This window comes from Mucilaginibacter sp. KACC 22773, from assembly GCF_028736215.1.
Taxonomy (GTDB): Bacteria; Bacteroidota; Bacteroidia; order Sphingobacteriales; family Sphingobacteriaceae; genus Mucilaginibacter.
In genome coordinates this window covers 4,764,902-4,777,891 of record NZ_CP117883.1, presented here as the reverse complement: position 1 = coordinate 4,777,891, position 12,990 = coordinate 4,764,902, and the positions used below count along the sequence as shown (strand labels likewise).

The window sequence follows — 12,990 nt, the reverse complement described above, 5'->3', positions numbered from 1 at the left end:
GTGAAATCCGTGTTAAAAACAATCTCTTATAAAATAAACCGCTGGCGCCTGAGGCGTAATAGCCAACGGAACTTTTTAATTTATTGTAGTGTGTTTGTCGGCTTTTTTGGCGGCCTTGCTGCCATTGTCTTAAAATTCCTGGTGCATTTTATAGAGGATGTAAGCCGTAATATTTCATCGCACCTTTATTATCACATAGCCTACGTTTTTTTGCCCGCGCTTGGCATCTTTTTAGCGGTAACCTGGCAGCATCTGGGCAATCGCGATAAAATTCAAAAGGGGATAGGTAGTATCCTGGCCAATATCAAAAAGAACCGGTCGAACATCAGGCTCAATAACATTTACTCACACATTGTAACCAGTTCGTTAACGGTAGGTTTTGGCGGCTCGGCGGGGTTAGAGGCGCCTATTGTAGCTACAGGCGCTGCCATAGGCTCAAACGTGGGCAAGTTTTTTAAGCTTACGCCTTATGAAAAAACAGTATTGCTGGCCGCTGGCGCATCGGCAGGTATCGCGGCCGTATTTAACAGCCCCATTGCGGGGGTGCTGTTTTCGTTAGAAATATTGATAGGCGAAATTACCATCCCAACTTTTATTCCTTTGCTCATTGCATCTGCAACGGGGGTTGTAGTGTCCAAGTTATTATACTCGGGGCAGTTATTCCACCTGGTTACCGAGGGTTGGGTAGTTATGGCTATTCCTTTTTACATTCTGCTGGGCCTGTTTAGCGGCTGGATGGCCATATATATTAATAAAGTTGGGGGTAAGCTGGAGGGCGGTATTCTTAAAAAACAAAACAGGTATGTGCGCGCGCTTTTAGGCGGTTTGTTCCTGGGCCTTATTATTTTGGTGTTTCCGCAATTATTCGGCGAAGGTTACCATTACCTACAGGCTATTTTAAATGGCAATATTGATGCGCTTAAAGACGAATCATTATTTGCGGGCTGGCTGTCAAACCAGTGGTTTATGCTCGTTTTTATCATCGCGCTGGTTTTCATGAAAATAATTGCCAGCGGTATAACCCTTGGCTCGGGCGGCAACGGGGGCTCGTTTGCGCCCACCATGTTTACCGGTGCATTTTTAGGTTTAACGGTGGCTTATGGAGTAAATCTTACCGGGTTGATACATTTAAATACCGTTAATTTTATAGCAGTAGGCATGGCCGGCGCGTTAAGCGGCGTAATGCATGCCCCACTCACCGCCATATTTTTGATTGCCGAAATTACCGGGGGGTATGTGTTGTTTATCCCGCTGATGATTGTATCATCTATATCCTACATCATATCGCGCCTGTCATCGCCCCACAATATTTACTGGCAACACCTCATTCACGAAAAAGATATCCATCCGGGCCAGGATTACAGCATGCTGAACGCGATATCACTTGATAGTATCATCAATAGGAAATATACGGCGGTTGACAAGCAAACTACCGTTAACGATTTTTATAAGATACTTGCGGTAACGGATGCCAATATATTCCCGGTACTTAAAGAGGACGGAAGATTGGAAGGAGTAGTATTGATTGACGATATACGCCGCCGCCTGTTTAACCAGGAGATAGCAGACGAAACCATCGCCGATATTATGACGGTACCACCAACAATAATTGATTACGAACAACCCGCCAGCAGCGTGATGGAAACTTTTGATGCCATTGATGTATGGCAGCTGCCGGTAGCAAAGGATGGCTTATTCATTGGCTTTATATCCAAATCGGCCCTGCTAAGTAAATACCGGGAGGTTATTATTGCACAGCATAAGGCGAGTGATTTGTTTATCTGAAATATACCGGGGTGTAAAATAATTGAAATAGCACAGACAAAACATTTTTTTGCGGTATTAGGGCCTGGCGTTTTGCATTAGCGAACTGTTGAACTTAACAATGAGCCCAAACAGCTCTTTATATTTATTTAAAGGTAGCGTGGCGCTGATATCAAATACGTCATGATAAGCTTTTATGCCGCCCAAGGTGTAAATAAAAAATGCGGGCACCCCTTTCTCGGTAAATAAATAATGATCGCTATTGGCAGCTTTGCCACGTTTGGCTACTTTAACAAAATAGTGGTTATCATCATTTATCCGTTGCATAGCGGCAAATTCTTGTGGATAAACGGTGGCGTTTACCACGGTGATCCCTTCAATACCGGTACCGTTCAAATCAAGGTTAATTAAAAAACGGATCTTCTTTAAATCTATCAAAGGGTTTTCGGTAAAGTATTTTGAGCCAAGCAAGCCAGCTTCCTCGCCCGAAAAAGCTATAAAGGCCATGGTATAGGGCTGTGGGTTTGCCGCGTAATATTTGGCCAGGCTCAGCATTTGCGTTAGGCCGCTGGCATTATCGTTGGCGCCGGGGAAATAGGTACCGCTGCCCATGCCCCCCAAATGATCATAATGAGCGGTAATCACTATCATCGAATCGGGCTTAACCGTTCCCTTTACTACTCCACAAACATTGGCTGTTTTAAAATCGGGGATGAGTTTATTTTCTATAGCTACAGTTAACAAAGAGGGTGCCTGTTTCAGCGCCTTTTTATCAACCTGTATCAATGTAAAATCCAACGCCTTGCCTTCAACCGACCAGGTAAGCTTATCCTCTAAAGATACAATGACACGGTTTTGTTTATCAACAAAATGAGTGCTATCGGTTTGTTCCAGCCTGCCTGTGCCTGTTACCCCACGGCTATCGGGGCTCACAATAAACTCTTTGCCGGGGATAAGCTTAACCCCGTTGATGGCCACATCCATTTTACCGGGGAAAATATTAACCGGGTAACTAAACTCCTGCAGGTAATTTTTGCCCGCCATTGGTTTTACTCCATAGCTTTTAAACTGTGCCGATATAAATACCGCAGCCTTATGCACGCCATCATGGGTATAGCCGCGGCCCCAAAAATAGGGGGAAGTAAGGGTATCAACCAGTTTACGGGCAAGCACGCTGTCCTGTGCAAATGTGGTACCCGATATAAATAGCAGCAGCAGGGTAAGTTTAAATTTCATTTATAGTGATGCAGGTAATGTTATGTGGTAGCAAATTCATAGGAATGCTACATAAAACTGTCGGCCTCCCTGTAAGCTTTTATCAGCGCCAGTTCGCCTTCTTTTCCTTGCCCGGCGGTGCCATGTTCCATGCCTAAAACGCCACGATAGCCCTTGTTATAAATGTGTTTGAATATATTTTTATAATTTACCTCGCCGGTGCCAGGTTCTTTGCGGCCGGGGTTATCGCCAATTTGGTAGTAGCCTATTTCGTCGTAAACCAAATCAAGGGTAGGGATAATGTTGCCCTGGTTGCGCTGTACGTGATACATATCATACAATATTTTGCACGACGGGCTGCCCACGGCCTTGCAAATGGCGTAAGCCTGGTCGGGTGTACGCAGGAAAAGATCGGGGTTATCGCTTAACGGCTCAAGCACCATGATAACGCCGTGGGGCTCTAAAATGGCGGTGCCTTTTTTAATAGCTTCTATCACATTGCCGGTTTGTATTCCAATGGGCAGGTTGCGCACAAAATCGCCGGGTACAACAGTTACCAGTTTGCTGTTGATGCGTTTGGCTATTTCTACCGCCTGTTTGCACGATGCAATAAATTTCTCTACCTGGTCGGCCTTGCCCGATGCCAGCATGTTGCTATCATTACCCAAACCTGGCTGAACAAATACGCCCATGGCCATGCCCAGTTTGGCCAGGGTATCGCCAATTTTTTTCTGCTCATCTTCGGTACGGTGGCTCATGCCATTATCCTCGATGGAGCGAAAGCCTTTATCATACGCAAATTTTATCTGCTCAACAAAATTATCGCCGGCATGGTTTTTAAACATCCCATCGTGAATGCCATAATTAAGGTTGAAAGGCTTATCGGCGGCGGTTGTTGCCACACCAGCCGGATCGGCACAGCCGGTAAGTGTAGCCGCATTTAATACACCGGTACTTAATAATGATGCGCCCGCAAGCATCGAGCTTTGCACAAAGTTTCTGCGTTTCATAGGCCTGAATTGGTTTGAGTTGGCAAGATAGTTTTATTGAAGGCAAAATTCAACAATAAAAAATCAAAAGTGGATGTATAGGCAACCAGGAAGACTCGCAGTTAAAAAAAACGATATGTTTTACAAATTTTATGAAAAAGAATTATCCATTTGTCAAAATCTCAATGCCCTTCCCCGGGTTTTTCCATCCATTGTTTGCCGCCTGGCTAACCAGGCATTAGTAAAAGCAAAAAATATCCCCAATTCACCGGCTTTAATCCGGTGTTTACCGACTAAAACCGGGCCTACATCTAATTGGCCAAAAACAGCTGTAACGTATGGGAAATGGGGGCGTCTTATTGGTGTATTCAAAATAAACAAAACACAATTACTTGACAATCAAAATATTAATATCATGAAAACTACATTATTCACCATCGCTGCTTCATTGCTTTTAGTAGCTGGTTTATCAAATTCAACCTTTGCATCAACAAGAAATACCCAAACTGTTGCCACCGTATTAACCGATGTAAGCAACATCAACAAAATCGAAGTTCGCGGTAACGTTGAACTTTATGTATCGGCCGGCGCAACTAACCAAGTGAAAGTTTACAACAAGTACTACGCCGAGAGCGCCCTGGTACAAAGCTCAAAAGGCGTATTGCGTATTACATCATACAGCAACGAAAAATTAGTGGTTTGGGTAACAGCAAATGACCTGGCGGCTATCAGCGCTTATGACAATGCCGAAGTAAAATCATTCGGCAACCTGTCTGCCATCGAATTGGAAGTTAGCCTGCATAACAACGCTACCGCTAATTTGAAATTGGATGTTTATACCGCCACCGTAAACACAAGCGATAAATCAAAAATTGAATTATCGGGCACTGCCGAAGTTTATACTTTAAACCACAATACCCAATCAAGCGTAAACAATAACAAATTTATTGCCCAGGCCTACACCGATAAAGTAACCAACAGCCCCGCCAAACAAAACAACGACTTAGCGGGTATCTAAATCTCCTAAGACTTTGCAAAAGTCCATCATATACTACTACATGAAGCTATCATTTATATATGATGGCTTCTTTTGTTTTGAGGGGGACTAAGGATAGTATCGGGTATCAAGTCACAAGTATCAAGACCGCTGCAGGCCCCAGGTGATCCGAAAGTCAAAAAATCTTGATACTTGATACTTGCGACTTGATACTATCCTTGATACTCTAAAAATATTTCCTCCATTCACCGATGATTTTACCACGTTCGCCGATGAAAACCGGGTGTACATCTAATTCATCAAAAACGGCTGTAACGTTTTAAAAATGGCGGCGTCTTATTGGTGTATTTAAAAATAACACAATACAATTACTTGACAATCAAAATATTAATATCATGAAAACTACATTATTCACCATCGCCGCTTCATTAGTTTTAGTAGCTGGTTTAACAAACTCAACTTTTGCATCTACAAAAAATACCCAAACTGTTGCTACCGTATTAACCGATGTAAGCAACATCAACAAAATCGAAGTTCGCGGTAATGTTGAGCTTTATGTATCTGCCGGCACTGCCGATCAGGTTAAGGTTTACAACAAATATTACGCATCAGGCGCATTGGTACAAAGCTCAAAAGGTGTACTGCGCATTGCATCATACAGCAACGAAAAATTAGTGGTTTGGGTTACTGCAAATGACCTGCGCGCCATCAGCGCTTATGATAACGCCGAAGTAAAATCATTTGGCAAACTATCTGCCATTGATCTGGATGTTAACCTGAGCAACAACGCTACTGCTAAATTAGATTTGGATACCTATAACACCAATGTAAACGTAAGCAACAATGCTAAAATTGAACTTGCAGGTACTACAGAAGTTTATAGCCTTAACCATAACCTGCAATCAAGCGTTAATAACAACAACTTTACAGCCACTACTTACACCGATAAATTAACCGGTATCACATCTGCCAAAAACGAAAATGAGTTAGCCGGTTTGTAATTATATAAGCATCAGTAACTTTTGCAAAAGTCCATCATATATTCTGAAAAGCTATCATTTAAAATATGGTAGCTTTTTTTAATTTTGATGTAACATCTCTGTCCAAACCAACGTCAAAAAAAATCAAAACACTATGAAAAAATTTAACCTGAATATCGCAGCTCTAATTGCCATTGTTGTATCTGTAAGTATATTTTCATCATGCCGCTTTCATTGCGTGCGTGGTTCTGGTAACATGACCACCGAAAACCGCCAGGCCGAAGAGTTTACCAAGGTAGATATTGCCGGTGCTTTTAAAGTAATTTTAAAACAAGACAGTTCGCTAAAAATCAGCATCACCGGCGATGATAACCTACTTAAATACGTATCAACTTCTGTTGAAAACGGCGAGTTACGTATCAAATCAAAAAAATCTTTTTGCGACGATCATATCGAGATTACCGTTGGTGTTCATAACCTGAAAGAAATAGGCGCATCGGGCGCGGTTGAAGTATCATCAGACGGAAAAATAAATGCCGGTGATTTTAAATTCGATTTATCCGGCGCTACCAAGGTAAACCTTGATCTGAATGCAGCCAACGTAAAAACAGAAAGCAGCGGTATGAGCGAATTAAACCTGAAAGGGCAGGCGGCATCGCATAACGTAGAATCGAGCGGCGCCACCAAGATTAACGGCTTTGAATTTGTGGTTGGCGATTATGAAATTAATACTTCGGGTGTAAGCAACTGCAAAATCAATGTATTAAAAACGTTGAAGGTGCACTCCAGCGGCGCTTCCGAAATTGAGTATAAAGGTTCGCCCGCAACCGTAAATAACGATAAATCTGGTGCATCAAGCATAAAAAAAGTCGACTAATGTCAACATTAAATTGAAATACCTACCATTATCTTATCATGAAAAAGTTTTTAAAGTATACAGCTTACATAGTAATAGCTGTAGTTTTAATTGTTATTGCAGGCGTATCATACATTACGCTTGCGCTGCCCAATGTGGGCAAACCCGAAGACATTAAAGTAGAAGCCACGCCACAACGCATTGAGCGTGGCAAATACCTGGCAAATCATGTAGCCCTGTGTATGGATTGCCACTCTACCCGCGACTGGACAAAATTTGCCGGACCCATGCTGGAGGGCACCCAAGGCAAAGGCGGCGAAAAATTTACCGCCGCTGTTGGTTTCCCGGGTAATGTAGAAGTACCCAACATTACACCATATAATTTGGGCGGATGGACAGATGGCGAACTGTTTCGGGCTATCACCACGGGTGTAAAAAAAGACGGCTCGGCTATATTCCCGCTGATGCCCTGGCCTTATTATTCAAAAATGGATCGGGAGGATCTTTACAGTATCATAGCCTATATCCGCTCACTTAAACCAATAAAAGCAGATTATCCCAAAAGTACACTCGATTTCCCCTTGAATATTTTGGTACACACCATGCCGCAAAAGGCAAGTTTAGGCACGCGCCCAAATGAAAGGGATACCCTTAAATATGGCGAATACCTGGTTACCTCGGCAGCTTGTATGGAATGCCACAGCCAGGTAGATAAAGGTAAAATAATACCGGGTTTGGAATATGCCGGCGGGCGCGAATTTGTAATACCGGGTTATGGCGCCGTAAAATCGTCAAATATTACAGCCGATAAGGAAACAGGCCTGGGCAGCTGGACAAAAGAGCAATTTGTAAACCGATTTAAGGCTTATGCCGATAGTACCAAAGGCCCCATGGGTGTTAAACCACACGAATACCAATCTATTATGCCCTGGTACAAATACGCCGGCTTAAAAACAAGTGACCTGGAAGCTATTTACGCGTATGTTAAAACCATTAAACCGGTTAAAAACCAGTTTGTGAAGTTTGTGGCCAAGTAAGGGGGATTTAAGCGAAGCAAAGTTGCGCAACATATTCAGGCCGAAACGCCCCGCCACATACGGGTTTTTGTGCGGTGGTATACTGATGTTGTAGTTTGGATAAATAAAATAGCACAAATCAAGAATCGTTTTTGAGGATCAAAAGCTTTGCGGGCAGGAGTTTTAATTAAAAATAAATTCATACTTTTGCGCCTCGAAATTTGTATAGTCCGCAAGTTATTTTCGGTCTACATTTCAATGGATCAATTAAAATACCCGGTAAAAAGATGAATATTACACAGGAAAAAGTAGATGCCCTGAATGCAGTTGTTAAGATCAATATCGATCCTGCCGATTATCAGCCACGTGTTGATAAAGCGATAAAAGAAAACGCTAAAAAAGCAAAATTACCAGGTTTTCGCCCGGGCATGGTGCCAGCATCACATATAAAAAGAATGTACGGTAAAAGTATTTTGGTTGATGAGATCAATAACTTATTACAAGATACCTTAACCAAATATATTGAAGAACAGGACCTGCGCGTATTAGGCCAGCCTTTGCCAAAAACTGATAACGAAAAAGAATACAACTGGGATTTTGCCGACAATTTTGAGTTCAATTATGAATTGGGTTTAGCGCCTGAATTTAATATTGATTTTTCATCAACAGATAAAGTTACCCAATACGTAATTAAAGTTGACGACGAAACATTGGCTTCACGTATCAAAAATATTCGCCGTAGCTATGGCAAAATGACAAATCCTGACGTATCGGCAGACGATGACGTTCTTTACAGCGAATTAGTCCAGCTTTCTCCGGATGGTAGTGTTTTTGAGGGTGGTATAAACAATACAGCATCTGTACGTTTAGACCAAATTAAAGACGAAGCCATTAAAGCTTCATTAATTGGTTTAAAAAAGGGCGATGTATTGACGTTTGATATTCAAAAAGCTTATGATAACGACGCAGCCAAGGTTGCCGGTTTATTAAAGATAGAAGAAAACGAAGCGGCCGATTTAAAATCGAACTTCCAGCTAACTGTTAAAAACGTTAACCGTTTGGAAGAAGGCGATTTAAATCAGGAGTTCTTTGACAAATTATTTGGTGAAGGTGTAGTAACAACCGAGGCAGAATTTACAGCTAAAATTACCGAAGAACTTGAAACAATGATGGTGCAGGATAGCGAACGCAAATTGCAGGACGATATCTACAAAGCCGCTATTGCTAAAGTTGACTTTAATTTACCTGACGATTTCCTGAAACGCTGGTTGAAAGCTACCAACGAAAAACTAACTACAGAAGAGTTGGAAGGCGGTTATAATGATTTTGCTCAAAACCTTAAATGGACTTTGATTGAAAACAAAATAATTACCGATAACAAAATCGAAATTAAATACGATGAAGTTTTCGCGCTTGCAAAAGTAAGGTTAGATCAGCAGTTCAGAATGTACAGCCCACAGGCTATCCCTGAAGATCAATTAGCCCAGTACACTGTACAATACCTGCAAAACAAAGAGAATGCTAACAAAATATTCGAAGAAGTAAAAGCATTAAAGGTGTTTGATTATATCAAAAGCGTAATCACTTTAGATAAACAAGACATCCTGTTTACTGATTTTAATAAATTGGTTTCTGAAAAATAAGGAACACAATTTTGAAATATATTTTACCAAAAGCAACTCAAAAGGTTGCTTTTGGTGTATAGATAGAGTTGGAAGCTAGAAAGTCCGGAAGTCAGTAAAGTCTGGAAGTTATTGACTTGTCGGCCTGCTACAAAACAGCATACTTTCTTAACTTTCGGACTTTGCTGACTTTCGGACTTCCCGACTCCATTCACCACACAAATAATTTTTACTTTATACAAACTATCTTCCTAAAATTGTATTCAACTAAAAACTATATTTATCCGCAGGTAAAATGCCTGCATCTAAAAATAAAACATACACAAACACCATGAGTAATAATATCGATAAAAACGAATTCAGAAAATACGCTGTTAAACACCACCGGATAAACAGCCTCTTTGTAGATAAATATCTTGGAAATTTTGATAGCCGCCGCATGCCGCAAGGTATTGCTACCACGGTACCAACCGGCATGACGCCTTACATTATTGAAGAACGCCAGCTTAACGTTGCCCAGATGGACGTGTTCTCGCGTTTAATGATGGACCGCATTATTTTCCTTGGCGATGCGATTTATGAAAATATTGCAAACATTATTCAGGCTCAATTGCTATTCCTGCAATCGGCTGATGCTAAACGCGATATCCAGATTTATATCAATTCACCTGGTGGCTCGGTATATGCCGGTTTAGGTATTTATGATACCATGCAGTTCATTTCAAATGATGTGGCAACTATTTGTACAGGTATGGCCGCTTCAATGGGCGCTGTATTATTAGTAGCTGGTACCGAAGGAAAAAGGGCTGCATTGCCACATGCAAGGGTGATGATACACCAGCCATCGGGAGGTGCGCAGGGTCAGCAATCAGATATTGAGATTACTTACCATGAGATCACTAAACTGAAAAAAGAATTGTACCAGATAATTGCCGATCATAGCGGAGCCTCATTCGAAAAAGTTTGGGATGCATCAGACCGTGATTACTGGATGATTGCCGAAGAAGCCAAAGAATTTGGTATGGTAGATGAAATTTTAAGAGGAAATAAAGGGAAATAAGTCTGAAGACGGAAAGTCCGAAAGTCGGGAAAGTCCGGAAGTATTTAGTCGGGAAGTCCGAAAGTCTGAAAGTGAGTTTTTGCTTTCGGACTTCCCGACTTTTCCGACTTTCGGACTGCTCCTCTTTGTTTTCTCGCTCCAATTAACTAATTTTGATTAAGTAAACGAATCAGATGAATAAAAGCAGTAAGGAAATCAGGTGCTCATTTTGCGGCGCCGGTAAACAGGATTCCCTGATGTTGATTGCAGGGCTCGACGCTCATATCTGCGATAAGTGCGTTAACCAGGCTAATGAAATATTAGCTGAGGAGTTAAAGGTACGTAAAGTAAAGTCGTCGCCACTGGCGCCTGCCTTGCTTAAACCGTACGAAATCAAAACTCACCTCGATCAATATGTTATTGGTCAGGATGATGCCAAAAAGATACTATCAGTAGCCGTATATAACCATTACAAACGCCTTAACCAGCGTATTGATAAGGATGAGGTTGAGATTGAAAAATCAAACATCATTATGGTTGGCGAAACAGGTACAGGTAAAACATTGCTTGCCAAAACCATGGCGAAAATATTAAACGTTCCGTTTTGTATTTGCGATGCCACCGTGCTAACCGAAGCTGGTTACGTAGGCGAAGATGTGGAAAGCATCCTGACCCGTTTATTGCAGGCTGCCGATTATGATGTAACCCTGGCCGAAAAAGGCATTGTATACATTGATGAGGTAGATAAAATTGCCCGCAAAAGCGATAACGCTTCCATAACCCGCGATGTATCCGGCGAAGGTGTACAACAGGCCCTGTTGAAAATACTGGAAGGTACAATGGTTAACGTACCACCCCAGGGCGGCCGTAAACACCCCGATCAAAAAATGATCACGGTGAATACCAGCAACATCCTGTTTATATGTGGTGGCGCATTTGACGGTATAGACCGGAAGATAGCCAACCGCCTGCGTACCCAAACAGTTGGTTATAAATTAAAGCGCGATGATGGCGAGATAGATATGAAAAATCTGTACAAGTACATCACCCCGCAGGATTTAAAATCATTTGGCTTGATACCCGAGCTAATTGGCCGTTTGCCTATATTAACTTACCTGAACCCGCTTGACAGAGCCGCCCTGCGCAATATATTAACCGAACCTAAAAATTCGTTGTTAAAACAATATAAAAAGCTGTTTGAATACGAAGGGGTAAAACTGGACTTTGAAGACGAAGTGCTGGAATTTATTGTTGATAAGGCAATGGAATTTAAGTTGGGGGCAAGGGGACTGCGCTCAATTTGTGAAGCGATTATGATAGATGCGATGTTTGAGTTCCCATCAAAAAAAGATGTGAAACGCTTGCATATCACGCTGGATTACGCCCACGAGAAATTTGAAAAATCGGATCTGAAAAAATTAAAAGTAGCTTAACCTGCAGGTAAATCTCCGAAGCTATCTTTACTAAAATAACACAGACCCTGGTGAAACGCCGGGGTTTGTTGTATAAGAAACATTCTTTTACCAAGGCAGCCCCAACAGGCTGCCATTGCTGGTTAAAACAAAAAATTATTTAATATGAACGAAGAATTAAATGCAAAAAAGAACCCTACCGATGCACCGGTAGTGAAAGAAGTGCAGTCGCCGGTAAAATCAGGACTGAAGACGAAAGAGGCCATTGTGGCCAACTGGCTGCCACGCTATACCGGCCGCCCGCTGGAGGCTTTTGGTGATTATATTATCCTAACCAATTTCTCAAAATACATTCAACTATTTAGCCAGTGGAATGATGACGCGCCAATAATGGGCCTCGAGAAACCCATGCAAAGCGTTACCGCCAATGGCATTACCATTATTAACTTTGGTATGGGCAGCTCTGTTGCGGCAACTGTAATGGATTTGCTTACCGCCATACATCCCAAAGCGGTTATATTTTTGGGCAAATGCGGTGGCCTTAAAAAGAAGAACAATGTAGGCGACCTGATACTGCCGATAGCTGCCATCCGCGGCGAAGGTACATCAAACGATTACCTGCCGCCCGAAGTGCCTGCATTGCCATCATTTGCCTTGCAAAAAGCCATATCAACCACCATTCGTGACTTTAGCCGCGATTACTGGACAGGTACCTGCTATACCACCAACCGCCGCGTTTGGGAGCACGATAAAGTATTTAAAAAATACCTGAAAGATTTACGCGCCATGGCCGTAGATATGGAAACCGCTACCATTTTTACCACCGGCTTTGCTAACAAGATACCTACTGGAGCACTGCTGCTGGTATCAGACCAACCAATGATCCCCGAAGGCGTTAAAACTGCTGAAAGTGATTCTGTTGTAAGCGAGCAATATGTTGAAACCCATTTGAAAATTGGTATTGAATCGTTAAAGCAGTTAATTAATAATGGGTTAACGGTTAAGCACCTGAAGTTTTAGGATGGTTCATTAAAAAAGATCGTCATTGCGAGGTACGAAGCAATCCCGAACTATGTGGGACTTAGCATGTAGGGGATTGC

General features: G+C 42.0%; 11 protein-coding genes. 9 read left to right on the top strand and 2 right to left on the bottom strand.

Annotated elements, in window-relative coordinates:
• The first annotated feature begins 90 nt into the window (after positions 1-90).
• Entirely contained in the window at positions 91-1,785 is a 1,695-nt protein-coding gene (locus tag PQ469_RS19535) for a chloride channel protein (protein ID WP_274209189.1), read from the top strand.
• A gap of 57 nt (positions 1,786-1,842) precedes the next feature.
• Here the strand turns inward: PQ469_RS19535 and PQ469_RS19530 are convergent, their stop codons facing one another.
• Both PQ469_RS19530 and PQ469_RS19525 read right to left on the bottom strand, forming a co-directional pair.
• Positions 1,843-3,000 (bottom strand): M28 family metallopeptidase, encoded by a 1,158-nt coding sequence (locus PQ469_RS19530; protein WP_274209188.1) that lies wholly within the window; start codon positions 2,998-3,000, stop codon positions 1,843-1,845.
• A 47-nt stretch (positions 3,001-3,047) separates the two neighbouring features.
• Positions 3,048-3,989 carry a hydroxypyruvate isomerase family protein gene (locus PQ469_RS19525; RefSeq protein ID WP_274209187.1) on the bottom strand — a complete coding sequence of 314 codons (942 nt, stop codon included), beginning with the start codon at positions 3,987-3,989 and terminating at the stop codon, positions 3,048-3,050.
• A gap of 394 nt (positions 3,990-4,383) precedes the next feature.
• Here PQ469_RS19525 and PQ469_RS19520 point away from each other — a divergent pair, with 394 nt between their 5' ends.
• The 8 genes from PQ469_RS19520 (at position 4,384) to PQ469_RS19485 (ending at position 12,910) form a co-directional block, all read left to right on the top strand.
• Positions 4,384-4,986 carry a GIN domain-containing protein gene (locus tag PQ469_RS19520; protein WP_274209186.1) on the top strand — a complete coding sequence of 201 codons (603 nt, stop codon included), beginning with the start codon at positions 4,384-4,386 and terminating at the stop codon, positions 4,984-4,986.
• Positions 4,987-5,360: 374 nt separating this feature from the next.
• Entirely contained in the window at positions 5,361-5,966 is a 606-nt protein-coding gene (locus PQ469_RS19515) for a GIN domain-containing protein (protein ID WP_274209185.1), read from the top strand.
• 133 nt (positions 5,967-6,099) lie between these two features.
• Complete coding sequence (locus tag PQ469_RS19510; RefSeq protein WP_274209184.1) at positions 6,100-6,822, top strand: head GIN domain-containing protein; 723 nt, start codon at positions 6,100-6,102, stop codon at positions 6,820-6,822.
• 38 nt (positions 6,823-6,860) lie between these two features.
• Positions 6,861-7,838: a c-type cytochrome gene (locus PQ469_RS19505; protein WP_274209183.1), complete on the top strand. Its 978-nt coding sequence runs from the start codon at positions 6,861-6,863 to the stop codon at positions 7,836-7,838.
• Positions 7,839-8,104: 266 nt separating this feature from the next.
• Positions 8,105-9,460: a trigger factor gene (tig, locus tag PQ469_RS19500; protein ID WP_274209182.1), complete on the top strand. Its 1,356-nt coding sequence runs from the start codon at positions 8,105-8,107 to the stop codon at positions 9,458-9,460.
• A gap of 310 nt (positions 9,461-9,770) precedes the next feature.
• Positions 9,771-10,499 carry an ATP-dependent Clp protease proteolytic subunit gene (locus tag PQ469_RS19495; protein WP_090649479.1) on the top strand — a complete coding sequence of 243 codons (729 nt, stop codon included), beginning with the start codon at positions 9,771-9,773 and terminating at the stop codon, positions 10,497-10,499.
• A 173-nt stretch (positions 10,500-10,672) separates the two neighbouring features.
• On the top strand, positions 10,673-11,911 hold the full coding sequence (clpX, locus tag PQ469_RS19490) for an ATP-dependent Clp protease ATP-binding subunit ClpX (protein ID WP_090648477.1): 1,239 nt from the start codon (positions 10,673-10,675) through the stop codon (positions 11,909-11,911).
• Positions 11,912-12,055: 144 nt separating this feature from the next.
• Positions 12,056-12,910, top strand: a complete 855-nt coding sequence (locus PQ469_RS19485) for an AMP nucleosidase (RefSeq protein WP_274209181.1) — start codon at positions 12,056-12,058, stop codon at positions 12,908-12,910.
• The last annotated feature ends 80 nt before the right edge of the window (positions 12,911-12,990 follow it).

Bases quoted from the DNA above. Each gene is read 5' to 3' on its own strand.
- clpX (WP_090648477.1), top strand. From the start codon at position 10,673: ATGAATAAAAGCAGTAAGGAAATCAGGTGCTCATTTTGCGGCGCCGGT.
- tig (WP_274209182.1), top strand. From the start codon at position 8,105: ATGAATATTACACAGGAAAAAGTAGATGCCCTGAATGCAGTTGTTAAG.
- PQ469_RS19515 (WP_274209185.1), top strand. From the start codon at position 5,361: ATGAAAACTACATTATTCACCATCGCCGCTTCATTAGTTTTAGTAGCT.
- PQ469_RS19505 (WP_274209183.1), top strand. From the start codon at position 6,861: ATGAAAAAGTTTTTAAAGTATACAGCTTACATAGTAATAGCTGTAGTT.
- PQ469_RS19510 (WP_274209184.1), top strand. From the start codon at position 6,100: ATGAAAAAATTTAACCTGAATATCGCAGCTCTAATTGCCATTGTTGTA.
- PQ469_RS19485 (WP_274209181.1), top strand. From the start codon at position 12,056: ATGAACGAAGAATTAAATGCAAAAAAGAACCCTACCGATGCACCGGTA.
- PQ469_RS19495 (WP_090649479.1), top strand. From the start codon at position 9,771: ATGAGTAATAATATCGATAAAAACGAATTCAGAAAATACGCTGTTAAA.
- PQ469_RS19520 (WP_274209186.1), top strand. From the start codon at position 4,384: ATGAAAACTACATTATTCACCATCGCTGCTTCATTGCTTTTAGTAGCT.
- PQ469_RS19530 (WP_274209188.1), bottom strand. From the start codon at position 3,000: ATGAAATTTAAACTTACCCTGCTGCTGCTATTTATATCGGGTACCACA.
- PQ469_RS19525 (WP_274209187.1), bottom strand. From the start codon at position 3,989: ATGAAACGCAGAAACTTTGTGCAAAGCTCGATGCTTGCGGGCGCATCA.